Consider the following 12,332-nt stretch of genomic DNA (forward strand, 5'->3'; position numbering starts at 1 on the left):
GCCGGCCCACTGCCGGCGAAGAATCTCAATGGGTCAGCGGCAGAACCTGCCAGCGCCCGTCTTGCTGAATCAATTGCCGATCACAATCCGCCTCGAGAGCAGCACTCAGCGGTTGGCCAGGCAGAGCCTGGACCACGCGCTGGCCCTCGTTGCGCAACTGGCAGACCTGCTGCCAGAGGGCCGCATCGCTGCTGTCGGGCATCCAGATGCCGCCAGCAGGCAATACGACCTCCGCTCGCCCCAGTGTGACCAGGGTCTTCAAATCCGTGGAAAAACCGGTGGCCGGGCGCGCCCGGCCAAAATCAGCGCCGATGTCGTCGTAGCGGCCGCCCTGGGCGATCGACTGACCTTCGCCCGGAACGAACACGGCGAACACCACGCCGGTGTGATAGTGATAGCCACGCAGCTCGCCGAGGTCGAAGTACAGCGGCAGGTCCGGGTAGCGCGACGCCAGACGATCGGCGATCGCCAGCAGGTCGTCCAGCGCCGCCAGCACGCTGGCCGGGGCACGGCCCAGGCGCACGCGGGCCTCGGCCAGCACTTCACGGCCACCGCACAGCTCGCACAGCGCGCGCAGCATGTTGCCCAGGTCTTTCGGCAGGTCGGCGGTCAGTGCTTGCACTTCATCGACCGCCTTGCGCTGCAGGGCGTCGAAAAGCTGCTGCTCGACCGCGCCGGACAGGCCAGCGGCACGGGCCAGGCCGCGGTAGATACCGACATGGCCGAGGTCCATGTGCACATCCGGCACATCGGTCAGTTGCAGCGTGGCGAGCATCAGGCTAATGACTTCGACATCGCTGGTGGGGCTGGCATCGCCGTACAGTTCAGCGCCCAGCTGGATCGGGCTGCGCGAGGTGGACAGGGCACGCGGTTGCGCGTGCAACACGCTACCGGCGTAGCACAGGCGGCTCGGGCCTTCACGGCGCAGGGTATGGGCGTCGATGCGCGCCACCTGCGGGGTGAAGTCGGCACGGAAGCCCATCAGGCGCCCGGATTGTGGGTCGACAACCTTGAAGGTGCGCTGATCCAGATCCTGACCGGCGCCGGTAAGCAGCGACTCCAGGTACTCGATATGGGGCGTGACAACCAGCTCGTATCCCCAGCTCTGGAACAGGTCCAACACCTGCCGACGCGCGATTTCGATGCGCGCAGCCTCAGGTGGCAGTACTTCCTCGATGCCATCTGGCAAAAGCCAGCGGTCTACCGTTGCCATTACGCCATTTCCCCTTTGGTCCGGGCGGCCTGCCTGGCGGCGAGCCTTGAGTGAAACGGATCCTGGCGGACAGCAGCGGGCAGGACCGAGCCCAGCGCAGCCACCGTTACCAACATCCTCGATTACCTTGCGCCGGGGCCGCACTTGGGCCAATGAACCTTACAGACGCAAAAAAGCCGGGAATTTCCCGGCTGACTCATCATACACCCCTTTTCGCCTGGGATGCACCCCGCCTGGCATTTTAGCAGCCGGGCGGGGGCACTCATCGCGTCAGGGCTTGCTCTTGTCCAGGTAGCGGAAGAACTCGTTCTTCGCATCCAGGACCAGCACATCGCTCTTGCTGGAGAAGCTTTCGCGGTACGCCTGCAGACTACGGTAGAACGCGTAGAAATCGGCGTCCTGCGTGTAGGCCTTGGCGTAGATGGCAGCCGACTGGGCGTCGCCATCGCCTCGGGTTTCTTCCGCTTCTCGATACGCCTCGGCCAGCAACACGCGGCGCTGACGGTCGGCGTCGGCACGAATACCTTCGGCCAGCTCGTTACCCTTGGCGCGGTGCTCGCGGGCCTCACGCTCACGTTCGGTGCTCATGCGGTCGAAAACGCTGCGGTTGACTTCCTTGGGCAGGTCGATGGCCTTGACGCGAACATCGACCACTTCGATACCCAGCTCCTTGCTGGCCATGCGGTTCAGCGAAGCCGTGATGTCGCTCATCAGCGCGTCACGCTCACCGGAAACCACTTCGTGCAGGGTGCGTTTACCAAACTGGTCACGCAGGCCGCTTTCCAGGCGGCGCGACAGACGCTCGTCGGCAATCTGCTTCATGCCCGAGGTGGCGGTATAGAAGCGCTCGGCGTCCTTGACCCGCCACTTGGCGTAGGCGTCGACCATCACTGCCTTCTTCTCCAGCGTCAGGAAACGCTGGGTCGGGGCATCGAGGGTCATCAGGCGGGCGTCGAACTTGCGCACCTGGTTCACGTACGGGACCTTCACATGCAGGCCAGGCTGGACATCGGCCTTGACCACGCGACCGAACTGCAGCAATACCGCGCGTTCGGTTTGCGAGACGATGTAGAAGCAGTTCCAGGCGACCACCCCCAGCACCACGGCGCCGATCAGGGCGAACAGCGATTTATTGCTCATCAGCGGCTCTCCCTGGAACGCAGCGGCGGTTGTTGTTGCAGGTCTTGCGCGCTACGCGCAGCGGCGTCGTTGACCGACGGCGATACGCTACCGACAGGCGCTGCGCTGCTGCGGCTGCCTTCGACCATCTTGTCCAGTGGCAAGTAGAGCAGATTGTTCTGCCCGTCCTTGGCGGTTACCAGGACCTTGCTGGAGTTGCTGTAGACCTCCTGCATGGTTTCCAGGTAGAGGCGCTGGCGAGTGACCTCGGGTGCCTTGCGGTATTCGGCGACCAGTTTGGTGAAGCGGTCGGCCTCACCCTTGGCACGGGCGATGACTTCGTCGCGGTAGCCGTTGGCGTCCTCGATGATGCGTTGCGCCTGACCACGGGCCTCGGGCACCACGCCATTGGCGTAGGACTCAGCCTGGTTGCGGGCACGCTGCTCGTCTTCACGGGCGCGAATCACATCGTCGAAGGCTTCCTGCACTTCACGCGGGGCTGCCGCGCTCTGTACGTTGACCTGGGTGACGGTGATACCGGTACGGTACGTATCGAGGAAGCGCTGCAGGCGTTCGCGGATGTCCACGGCCATCTGCTCGCGGCCTTCGGTCAGCACCTGGTCCATCGAAGTGGAACCCACCACGTGGCGCAGTGCGCTGTCGGTCGCATGCTGCAGGCTGACTTCCGGCTGGTCGACGTTGAGCACGAAGTCCTGCAGGTTGCTGATGCGGTATTGCACGGTCAGCGGCACCTCGACGATGTTCTCGTCCTCGGTGAGCATCTGGCCCTGCTTCGTGTAGGCACGCTCGCGGGTCACGTTTTCCATGTACTTGCGGTCGATCGGCGGGAAATAGATATTCAGGCCGGGGCCGACGGTCTCGTAGTACTTGCCGAAGCGCAGCACCACGGCCTGCTCCTGCTCGTCCACCACGTACACGGCGCTGTACAGCCAGATCGCCGCCAGCACCGCCAGGCCTACGCCCAGCAGGCCGAAGCCGCCACCCTTGCCGATATTGCGGTCACCGCCGCTGCGTTTCTTGCCACTGCCGAACATGCCGTTCAGGCTGTCCTGCAGCTTGCGGAAGGCCTCGTCGAGATCCGGTGGACCTTTCTTGTCGCCACCACCGCCGCCGTTACGGCGACCGCCCCAGGGATCCTGATTGTTCGAGTTGCCACCCGGCTCGTTCCAAGCCATAGCGCTCTCCATCTGATAAAGCAAAGACGCGCCCACGGCGCGCCGTCCAATGCTACAGAATGCCTGTCACCGCTGCCCGACGACCTCGACGGGCATTTATTGCAAAGTGTGTTGCTCGACAAACACTTGCGGCTCCATGCCTTCGCGGCTGACCAGGCGATTCAACTCGACCCTGGGCAGCCGCACGCTCAGCAGGCTGCGCCCTTCTTCATCATGCTCTTCACTCTGCACGGCGCCCAGGGCAAAGAATTGCGCGCGCAGGCGGGCAAACCGTTGCTCCAGGCACAGGGTTCCGACATACAGGTCGTCCCCCAGCAACTCGGCAATCGCCTGGCCAACCAGCTCCAGGCCACGTCCATCACGCGCCGATACCCAGACCCGCTGCGGTTTGCCATCGGCATCGCGCTGGATCTGCGGCTCGACATCTTCAAGCAGGTCGAGTTTGTTATAGACCTCGAGGATCGGCAAGCTCTCGGCCCCGATCTCACCGAGCACCGCCAGCACCTGCTCGATCTGCTCCATACGCTCTGGCTCATGGGCATCGATCACATGCAGCAACAGGTCGGAGTTGCTCGACTCTTCGAGCGTAGCCCGAAATGCCTCGACCAGCTTGTGCGGCAGGTGACGAATGAAGCCCACGGTGTCGGCCAGCACGATTGGCCCCAGGTCGGCCAGCTCGAGCCGGCGCAGCGTGGGATCGAGGGTGGCGAACAGTTGGTCCGCAGCATAGACCTCGGACTGGGTCAGGGCATTGAACAGGGTTGACTTGCCGGCGTTGGTGTAGCCCACCAGCGAGACCGAAGGGATGTCGGCGCGCTTGCGCCCGCGACGAGCCTGTTCGCGCTGGCTGCGTACCTTCTCAAGGCGTGCCTTGATCTGGCGCAGGCGCACCCGCAGCAGGCGGCGGTCGGTTTCGAGCTGGGTTTCACCGGGGCCGCGCAGGCCGATACCACCCTTCTGGCGCTCAAGGTGGGTCCAGCCGCGCACCAGTCGCGTGCTCATGTGCTCGAGCTGTGCCAGCTCGACCTGCAGCTTGCCTTCGTGAGTACGCGCCCGCTGGGCGAAGATGTCGAGGATCAGCCCGGTACGGTCCAGCACGCGACACTCGAAGACGCGTTCGAGGTTGCGTTCCTGGCTGGGCGTGAGGGTGTGATTGAAAATCACCAGGTCGGCTTCGGCGGATTTGACCAGGTCGCGCAACTCCTCGACCTTGCCGCTGCCGATCAGAAACTTGGCGGTGGGCTGATGCCGCGCCACTGTTACCAGCGAAACGATATCGGCGCCGGCCGACAGCGCCAGCTCCTGAAACTCCTGCGGGTCTTCGCGCGCCTCAGGGTTCTGACCTTCCAAGTGAACGAGCAGCGCTCGCTCACCACCACCGTGGCGCTCAAAGAACAATGCAGGCTCCTACTTTTTTCAAGCGTTGCCTGGCTCGCTGTCGCCGTGCTCGGCATCGGACGGGCTTGGCAGACGAACCGGACGGGCAGGTACGACGGTCGAAATGGCGTGCTTGTAGACCATCTGGCTGACGGTGTTCTTCAGCAGCACAACGAACTGGTCGAAGGATTCAATCTGACCCTGCAGCTTGATCCCGTTGACCAGATAGATCGAAACCGGGACTTTTTCTTTTCTCAAGGTGTTCAAGTAAGGGTCTTGTAGCGAATGCCCTTTTGACATATGCCGCACTCCTGTAAGGATCAATAGTAGAAAAACAAGAAATTCGATGATTCATGCCGTCTTTCGTAAGAATAGACGGCTATAAGCAGGGACTCAGCTCAATATGGAGACGGCCCCAAGGTATTTCAAGGTGCGGGACAGATTGTCGCAGGCCAGGCTGTCTAGCCAGTGCACGCCTTCCCAGCCGCGCAACCAGGTGAACTGTCGCTTGGCCAGCTGGCGGGTGGCAATGATACCGCGTTCTTGCATCTCATTCTCAGTCAACTGACCGTCGAGATAGTCCCAAACCTGTCGATAGCCCACTGCTCGTATAGACGGCAGCCCCGCGTGCAAGTCACTTCTGGCGCGCAGCGATCGGACCTCGTCGACGAAGCCCTGTTCCAGCATCTGCGAAAATCGTAGCGCAATTCGCTGATGCAAAATGTGACGATCTGTAGGAGCAATCGCCAAACTCGCGACAGTATAGGGCAAATGCCCGCTCGCGCCTGCGTCTGCGCCGCGACTTTCCGCGAATTGACGCTGGCGGTGGACAGTCATGCTCTCGCCACTTACACGGTATACCTCAAGCGCGCGAATCAGGCGCTGCGGGTCATTCGGATGGATGCGTGCGGCCGATTCCGGGTCCACCTCGGCCAGTTGCCGATGCAGTTCGGCCAGGCCCAGCGCGCTTGCCTGTGCCTCAAGCTCGGCGCGCACCGTGGTGTCGGCCGGTGGCATGTCGGCCAGGCCGTCGACCAGCGCCTTGTAATAAAGCATGGTGCCACCCACCAGCAGCGGGATCTTGCCCCGCGAGGTGATCTCGGCCATGGCTTCGAGTGCATCGCTGCAGAACTGCTTGGCCGAATAGCTCTCGACCGGGTCGAGAATGTCGATCAGCCGATGCGGATGGGCGGCCAGGACCTCTTTCGAGGGTTTGGCAGTGCCGATGTCCATGCCACGATAAACCAGTGCCGAGTCGACACTGATCAGTTCGCACGGCAGCACCTGGGTCAGTTCGATAGCCAGGTCGGTCTTGCCGGCCGCGGTCGGGCCCATGAGAAATATTGCCGGGGGTTTGCCAGTCATTTCATCGCCCCCGCAGGAACAGCTTGTCCAGGTCGTCCAGGCCCATCTGGGTCCAGGTCGGCCGGCCATGGTTGCACTGGCCGCTGCGCTCGGTGTTTTCCATGTCGCGCAGCAGCGCGTTCATTTCCGGGATGGCCAGGCGCCGATTGGCGCGCACCGCGCCGTGGCAGGCCATGGTCCCGAGCAGTTCGTTCAGGTGCGCCTGGATCCGGTCGCTGGTGCCGTACTCCATGAGGTCGGCGAGCACGTCCTGCACCAGGCGGTTGGCCTCGGCCTGTTTAAGCAGTGCCGGGATCTGGCGGATCGCCACGGTTTCCGGGCCCAGGCGCTGCAGCTCGAAGCCCAGGCGCTGGAACCACTGGGCGTGCTCCTCGGCGCAGTCCGCCTCACGCTGGCTCAGCGCCAGCGACTCCGGCACCAGCAGCGGCTGCCCGCTCAGGCCCTCGCTGGCCATGGCCACCTTGAGGCGTTCGTACATGATCCGCTCGTGGGCGGCGTGCATATCCACCAACACCAGGCCGACGGCGTTCTCGGCGAGGATGTAGATGCCCTTGAGCTGGGCGAGGGCGTAGCCCAGCGGCGGAATATCGCCTTGGCTCTCTGGCAAGGAAGCAGGCGCGGTGCCGTCCAGCGGCGCGTAGAACTCACGGTACACCGACTGGGCCTCGGCGACCGGCAGCGGCTGCGATGGACGCGGCGTGTATTGATACTGGTAACCCGATCCAGCGCCACTGCCCGAAGTGAATGACTGACGCGGCTCGGCCTGTGGCTGCTCCAGCACAGGCGAAGCCAGGCGCATTTCACCTTGCGGACCGAACTCGCCAACCTGCTGCCCGCTGGGGCGGACGATCTCGCTGGCAGCGGCAGGCGCTGCCAACTGATCTTCCGGGCGCACATCGGCCAGGGCACGGTGCAGGGTGCCATAGAGGAAGTCGTGGACCATCCGCCCTTCGCGGAAACGCACTTCGTGCTTGGTCGGGTGCACGTTGACGTCGACGCCGGTCGGGTCGCATTCGAGGAACAGCACGAAAGTCGGGTGCCGACCGTTGAACAGAACATCGCGGTAGGCCTGACGCACCGCGTGGGCCACCAGTTTGTCGCGCACGGCGCGGCCATTGACGAAGAAATACTGCAGGTCGGCCTGGCTGCGCGAGAAGGTCGGCAAGCCGACCCAGCCCCACAGGCGCAGGCCATTACGTTCAACATCGATCGGCAGCGCCTGCTCGAGGAAACCTGGGCCACAGATCGTGCCGACGCGCCGCGCCCGGGCCATCTCGTCGGAGGCTTCGTGCAGGCTGAAGATGGTCTTGCCGTTGTGGCGCAGGTGGAAGCCCACATCGAAGCGCGCCAGCGCCAGGCGCCGGATCACTTCCTGCAGGTGGTCGAATTCGGTCTTCTCGGCCTTGAGGAACTTGCGCCGGGCCGGCGTGTTGAAAAACAGGTCGCGCACTTCGACGGACGTGCCGACCGGGTGCGCGGCAGGCTGCACGCGCGGGGTCATGTCACGGCCCTCGGTTTCCACTTGCCAGGCTTCACCGGCGTCGGCGGTGCGCGAAGTCAGGGTCAGCCGTGCCACCGAACTGATCGAAGCCAGGGCCTCGCCGCGAAAGCCCAGGCTGAGCACGCCTTCGAGGTCTTCCAGCTCGCGGATCTTGCTGGTGGCGTGACGCGCCAACGCCAACGGCAGGTCGTCCGGCGCGATGCCGCCACCATTGTCACGCACGCGCAGCAGCTTCACGCCGCCCTGCTCGACTTCGACTTCGATACGCCGGGCGCCGGAGTCCAGGCTGTTTTCCAGCAGTTCCTTGGCCACCGAGGCCGGGCGCTCGACCACCTCGCCAGCGGCGATCTGGTTGGCCAGCCGCGGGCTGAGCAGCTGGATACGCGAACCGCCACTCATTGCTGGGACGCCAGGGTGGTAGCCGGGATGTCGAGGTGCTGGCCGACCTTCAACTCGTCAGTTTTCAGGTTATTGCTGCTGCGCAGGGCCGTGACGCTGACTTGGTAGCGCACGGCGATCATCGCCAGCGTCTCGCCTGGGCGCACGGTGTGGTCGCGTGGCCCTTGGGCGATCTTGCCGCTGTCGCGCAGCCAGGCGATGTAGGTGCCCGGTGGCGGGTTCTGCTGGAAGAACTGGCGCACACCGGTGTGAATCGAACGCGCCAGCGCCTGCTGGTGGCTCTTGGTTGCCAGTTTCGAAGCCTCGTTGGCGTTGGAAATGAATCCGGTTTCAACGAGGATCGATGGAATGTCCGGCGACTTCAGCACCATGAACCCGGCCTGTTCAACCCGCTGTTTGTGCAACGGCGTCACCCGCCCCATGTTGCCCAGCACCTTCTGCCCGACGTTGAGGCTGGAGCTGAGCGTGGCGGTCATCGACAGGTCGAGGAGCACGCCTGCAAGCATGCGATCCTTGTCATCAAGGCTGACATTACCGGCACCACCGATCAGGTCGGAGCGGTTTTCCGTGTCGGCCAGCCAGCGTGCGGTCTCAGAGGTCGCGCCACGGTCGGACAGGGCGAACACCGACGCACCGAAGGCGGCCGTGGACGGCGCGGCGTCGGCGTGAATAGAGACGAACAGGTCGGCGCCCTTCTTGCGGGCGATCTCGGTGCGCTTGCGCAGCGGGATGAAGTAGTCGCCGGTGCGGGTAAGCTCGGCGCGATAGCCCTTCTCGGTGTTGATCTGGCGCTGCAGCTCCCTGGCGATCTCCAGTACGATATCTTTCTCGTGTTGGCCGCGCGAGCCCGAGGCACCTGGGTCTTCACCACCGTGGCCGGCATCGATGGCGACGACGATGTCACGCTTGCCGGCGGGTGCCGGCGGCAGCTTAATGGCCGGCTGTGCTGGCGTCACCGGCACTGCGGGCGTGGTGGCCGGTGGCTGCGGTGTGGGCGGCGGCGTCGGGTTGCTGGCAGCGATGGCGTCGGCTTCCTGGTCGTACAGGTCGACCACCAGGCGGTTGCCGTACTGGGCATTCGGCGCCAAGACGAAACTTTTCGGTGAGACGGCCTTTTTCAGGTCGACCACCACGCGCAGGTCGGTGGGTGTGCGCTGGGCCGAACGCACGCTGGTGATCGGCGTGTTCGAGGTGGAAACGTTCAGCGGCGCACCCAATGTCGCGCCATTGATGTCGATCACCAGGCGATCGGGCGCGGTCAGGGTGAAGACGCTGTGCTGCACAGGCCCGGACAGGTCGAAGACCAGCCGCGTGTTGTCCGGAGCGCGCCACAGGCGCATGCTCTTGACTTGAGTGACGGCCAGAGCGTCGACGGTCACCGCGGTCAGCAGCAGCCCAACGACGGCGACCAGTGCGCGTATGCGCATACCTTTCCCCACTTACTGTTTGAATGCTTCGGCCAGAACGGCACACCAGGATTCGCCGCGTGCCCCCTGCGGCGACAGGTTCAGCGAACGTCCGCCCGCTTGCGGGCTTATGGTAATGGTCAGGTCGGGCTTTGGCAAAACGCCCGCACCTTTATCGGGCCATTCGAACAGGCACAGCGGATCGCCCTCGAAATAGTCGCGAATGCCCATGAACTCGAGCTCTTCCGGGTCGACCAGGCGGTAGAGGTCGAAGTGGAAGGCTCGAATGTCGCCGATTTCATAGGGTTCAACGACAGTAAAGGTCGGACTTTTCACCGGCCCGGTATGACCAAGACCACGAATCAGGCCACGTGAAAGCGTGGTTTTGCCCGCGCCCAGGTCGCCCTCGAGAAAGATCACGCCACGGCCGCCGGTCACGTCGGCCAGCTTTGCGCCGAAGGCGACGGTGGCCGGCTCGTCTGGCAAAAACAGGGTTACACCTGACACGCTGAATGCTCCTCCAATAACGCTCTAATGACCGGGGCCAGATCGCTGGCCGCCAGTCCTCTACCTTTAATACCCAGGCGCTCGCCAGCACAGGCGTGCAGCCATACTCCCAGGCACGCGGCCTGCCATGCCTCCAGCCCCTGGGCCAGCAGCGCCGCCAGCACACCGGTCAGCACATCGCCCAAGCCAGCACCGGCCATGGCCGAGTGCCCTCGCTCGCACAACGCCAATTGCCCGGCAGGGTCGGCCACCAGCGTACCCGCGCCCTTTAGCACGCAGACGCTGGCATAGCGGCGCGCCAGCTTGCGCGCCGCGCCTGCCCGGTCGGCCTGCACGGCCTCGGTGGAGATACCCAACAGGCGCGCCGCCTCGCCCGGATGCGGCGTCAAGATGCTGCCGCTGGGCAAGGCCAGTGGCGTGCCCGCCAGCAGGTTGAGGGCATCTGCGTCCCAGACTTGCGGCAGATGGGCATGGCTCACCACCGACAACAGGCTGCGCCCCCAGGCCGCCTGCCCCAGACCGGGGCCGACCACCAGCACCGAGGCCCGCGCGAGCGGGTTCATCAGCTGATTGGCCGTGGTCACGCCCAGCCACATGATCTCCGGCAGCCGGGCCAGCCCGGCCCCGACATGCTCGGGGCGAGTCGCCACGCTGACCAGGCCGGCGCCACATCGCAGCGCCGCCTCACTGCTGAGCATGACCGCACCACCGGTACCCAGGTCGCCACCCACTACCAGTACATGACCGAAATCGCCCTTGTGGGCGTCGGCGGCGCGTGGCGGTAATCTGGCCAAGGTCAGGCTGCTGAGCAACATTGTGGGATGTTTGGTCTGAGGCATGGGGTCAAAGGCTCCGATGTCTGGCAGAATTATACGCACCTGTGCCTGTAATGCCTTATCCATCCATGCCTGCCAATACTCCAGACATCGCCACACTGGCCCAATCGATCAAGGATTGGGGCCTCGAGCTCGGTTTTGCCCATGTCGGCATCGCCGGGGTCGAGCTTGGCGAGCACGAACAACACCTGCAGCGTTGGTTGGCGGCTGGCTACAACGGTGAAATGGAGTACATGGGCGACCATGGCCACAAGCGCTCGCGCCCGGCCGAGCTGATCCCCGGCACCTTGCGGGTGATCTCGCTGCGCATGGACTACCTGCCCGGCGACACGCAGATGGCCAAGCGTCTGGCGGAGCCGGAAAAGGCCTATATCTCACGCTATGCCCTGGGTCGTGACTACCACAAGCTGGTTCGCAAGCGCGTGCAGCACTTTGCCGACCGTATCCAGGAAGCCATTGGCCCGTTCGGCTACCGCGCCTTCGTCGACAGCGCCCCGGTGCTGGAGAAGGCCCTGGCACAAGAGGCCGGCTTGGGCTGGATCGGCAAGAACACTTTGTTGCTCAATCGCAAGGCCGGTAGCTACTTCTTCCTCGCCGAGCTGTTCGTCGACCTGCCTCTGCCGATCGATGGCGTACAGGGGAGCGATCATTGCGGGCGCTGCCAGGCGTGCCTGGACATCTGCCCGACCCAGGCCTTCATCGGGCCCTACCAGCTCGACGCGCGGCGCTGCATCTCTTACCTGACCATCGAATTGCGCCATGCCATCCCGGTCGAACTGCGGCCGCTGATCGGCAACCGGGTGTTCGGTTGCGACGACTGCCAGATCGTTTGCCCGTGGAACCGCTTTGCCAAGACCACGACCGAGGACGACTTCATGCCCCGGCGCGGCCTGGACAACATCGAGCTGGCCGAGCTGTTCCTGTGGGACGAGAAGCGCTTCCTCGCTCGTACCGAAGGTTCGCCTTTGCGGCGGGCGGGGTATGAACGGTTCCTGCGTAACCTGGCGGTGGGGTTGGGTAATGCACCGTCGACCATTCCGGTACTGGAAGCGTTGAATGCACGGCGAGATGATCCGTCGGATCTGGTACGTGAGCATGTGGAGTGGGCGCTGGCGCGGCACGGAGCGCTCTGAGCTTTGTCGTTTTCTGTTTCTGTTTCTGTTTCTGTTTCTGTTTCTGTTTCTGCGATCAAAAGATTACCCATTTGGTCCGCTAGCGCCAGCTGCGCCAGGCTAGGCGCCGCGCGTAACTTCGCGACTTCAGGAGGCTGAGCGCAGGCGTCTGGAGGGCCGGGTGCGCAGCACCCTTCGGCGTTAGCCGAAGGCGCGAGATGTAGACTTGCGCAGCAAGTCGTAGGCCGCGCGGGCCCGGAAGGCGCCGGAGCGAAGGGACCCGGAGCGTAGCGGAGGGCCG

The 12,332-nt window shown here is 64.2% G+C and carries 11 protein-coding genes; 1 reads left to right on the forward strand and 10 read right to left on the reverse strand.

Annotated elements, in window-relative coordinates; all coding sequences use genetic code 11:
* Window positions 1–25: 25 nt before the first annotated feature.
* The 10 genes from IM733_RS16635 to IM733_RS16680 form a co-directional block, all read right to left on the reverse strand.
* Entirely contained in the window at window positions 26–1,213 is a 1,188-nt protein-coding gene (locus IM733_RS16635; protein WP_213658529.1) for an ATP phosphoribosyltransferase regulatory subunit, read from the reverse strand.
* Window positions 1,214–1,483: 270 nt separating this feature from the next.
* Window positions 1,484–2,353, reverse strand: a complete 870-nt coding sequence (hflC, locus tag IM733_RS16640; RefSeq protein ID WP_011535945.1) for a protease modulator HflC — start codon at window positions 2,351–2,353, stop codon at window positions 1,484–1,486.
* Window positions 2,353–3,528, reverse strand: a complete 1,176-nt coding sequence (gene hflK / locus IM733_RS16645; RefSeq protein ID WP_248917648.1) for an FtsH protease activity modulator HflK — start codon at window positions 3,526–3,528, stop codon at window positions 2,353–2,355. Before hflK ends, hflC begins: the two co-directional genes overlap by 1 nt.
* A gap of 96 nt (window positions 3,529–3,624) precedes the next feature.
* On the reverse strand, window positions 3,625–4,926 hold the full coding sequence (gene hflX, locus IM733_RS16650) for a ribosome rescue GTPase HflX (protein WP_248917649.1): 1,302 nt from the start codon (window positions 4,924–4,926) through the stop codon (window positions 3,625–3,627).
* 18 nt (window positions 4,927–4,944) lie between these two features.
* Window positions 4,945–5,205, reverse strand: a complete 261-nt coding sequence (gene hfq, locus IM733_RS16655; RefSeq protein WP_011535948.1) for an RNA chaperone Hfq — start codon at window positions 5,203–5,205, stop codon at window positions 4,945–4,947.
* 93 nt (window positions 5,206–5,298) lie between these two features.
* On the reverse strand, window positions 5,299–6,270 hold the full coding sequence (gene miaA / locus IM733_RS16660) for a tRNA (adenosine(37)-N6)-dimethylallyltransferase MiaA (protein ID WP_248917650.1): 972 nt from the start codon (window positions 6,268–6,270) through the stop codon (window positions 5,299–5,301).
* 1 nt (window position 6,271) lies between these two features.
* Window positions 6,272–8,170, reverse strand: a complete 1,899-nt coding sequence (gene mutL / locus IM733_RS16665) for a DNA mismatch repair endonuclease MutL (RefSeq protein ID WP_248917651.1) — start codon at window positions 8,168–8,170, stop codon at window positions 6,272–6,274.
* Window positions 8,167–9,597, reverse strand: coding sequence for an N-acetylmuramoyl-L-alanine amidase (locus tag IM733_RS16670; protein WP_240066377.1), 1,431 nt, complete (start codon window positions 9,595–9,597; stop codon window positions 8,167–8,169). Before IM733_RS16670 ends, mutL begins: the two co-directional genes overlap by 4 nt.
* Window positions 9,598–9,609: 12 nt before the next feature.
* A complete protein-coding gene (gene tsaE / locus IM733_RS16675) occupies window positions 9,610–10,083 on the reverse strand; it encodes a tRNA (adenosine(37)-N6)-threonylcarbamoyltransferase complex ATPase subunit type 1 TsaE (protein WP_248917652.1) in 474 nt (157 codons plus the stop codon).
* Window positions 10,071–10,922, reverse strand: coding sequence for an NAD(P)H-hydrate dehydratase (locus tag IM733_RS16680; protein WP_248917653.1), 852 nt, complete (start codon window positions 10,920–10,922; stop codon window positions 10,071–10,073). Before IM733_RS16680 ends, tsaE begins: the two co-directional genes overlap by 13 nt.
* A gap of 65 nt (window positions 10,923–10,987) precedes the next feature.
* Here IM733_RS16680 and queG point away from each other — a divergent pair, with 65 nt between their 5' ends.
* The gene (gene queG / locus IM733_RS16685) at window positions 10,988–12,052 is read left to right on the forward strand and encodes a tRNA epoxyqueuosine(34) reductase QueG (RefSeq protein WP_248917654.1); all 1,065 of its coding nucleotides are present in this window, start codon (window positions 10,988–10,990) and stop codon (window positions 12,050–12,052) included.
* Window positions 12,053–12,332 lie beyond the last annotated feature (280 nt).

This window comes from Pseudomonas entomophila (genome assembly GCF_023277925.1).
GTDB classification, from domain to species: domain Bacteria; phylum Pseudomonadota; class Gammaproteobacteria; order Pseudomonadales; family Pseudomonadaceae; genus Aquipseudomonas; species Aquipseudomonas entomophila_D.

Excerpts from the sequence above, each read along its gene's own strand:
- IM733_RS16670 (WP_240066377.1), bottom strand. The coding sequence starts at position 9,597 with ATGCGCATACGCGCACTGGTCGCCGTCGTTGGGCTGCTGCTGACCGCG.
- miaA (WP_248917650.1), bottom strand. The coding sequence starts at position 6,270 with ATGACTGGCAAACCCCCGGCAATATTTCTCATGGGCCCGACCGCGGCC.
- hflK (WP_248917648.1), bottom strand. The coding sequence starts at position 3,528 with ATGGCTTGGAACGAGCCGGGTGGCAACTCGAACAATCAGGATCCCTGG.
- mutL (WP_248917651.1), bottom strand. The coding sequence starts at position 8,170 with ATGAGTGGCGGTTCGCGTATCCAGCTGCTCAGCCCGCGGCTGGCCAAC.
- queG (WP_248917654.1), top strand. The coding sequence starts at position 10,988 with ATGCCTGCCAATACTCCAGACATCGCCACACTGGCCCAATCGATCAAG.
- hflC (WP_011535945.1), bottom strand. The coding sequence starts at position 2,353 with ATGAGCAATAAATCGCTGTTCGCCCTGATCGGCGCCGTGGTGCTGGGG.
- IM733_RS16680 (WP_248917653.1), bottom strand. The coding sequence starts at position 10,922 with ATGCCTCAGACCAAACATCCCACAATGTTGCTCAGCAGCCTGACCTTG.
- IM733_RS16635 (WP_213658529.1), bottom strand. The coding sequence starts at position 1,213 with ATGGCAACGGTAGACCGCTGGCTTTTGCCAGATGGCATCGAGGAAGTA.
- hfq (WP_011535948.1), bottom strand. The coding sequence starts at position 5,205 with ATGTCAAAAGGGCATTCGCTACAAGACCCTTACTTGAACACCTTGAGA.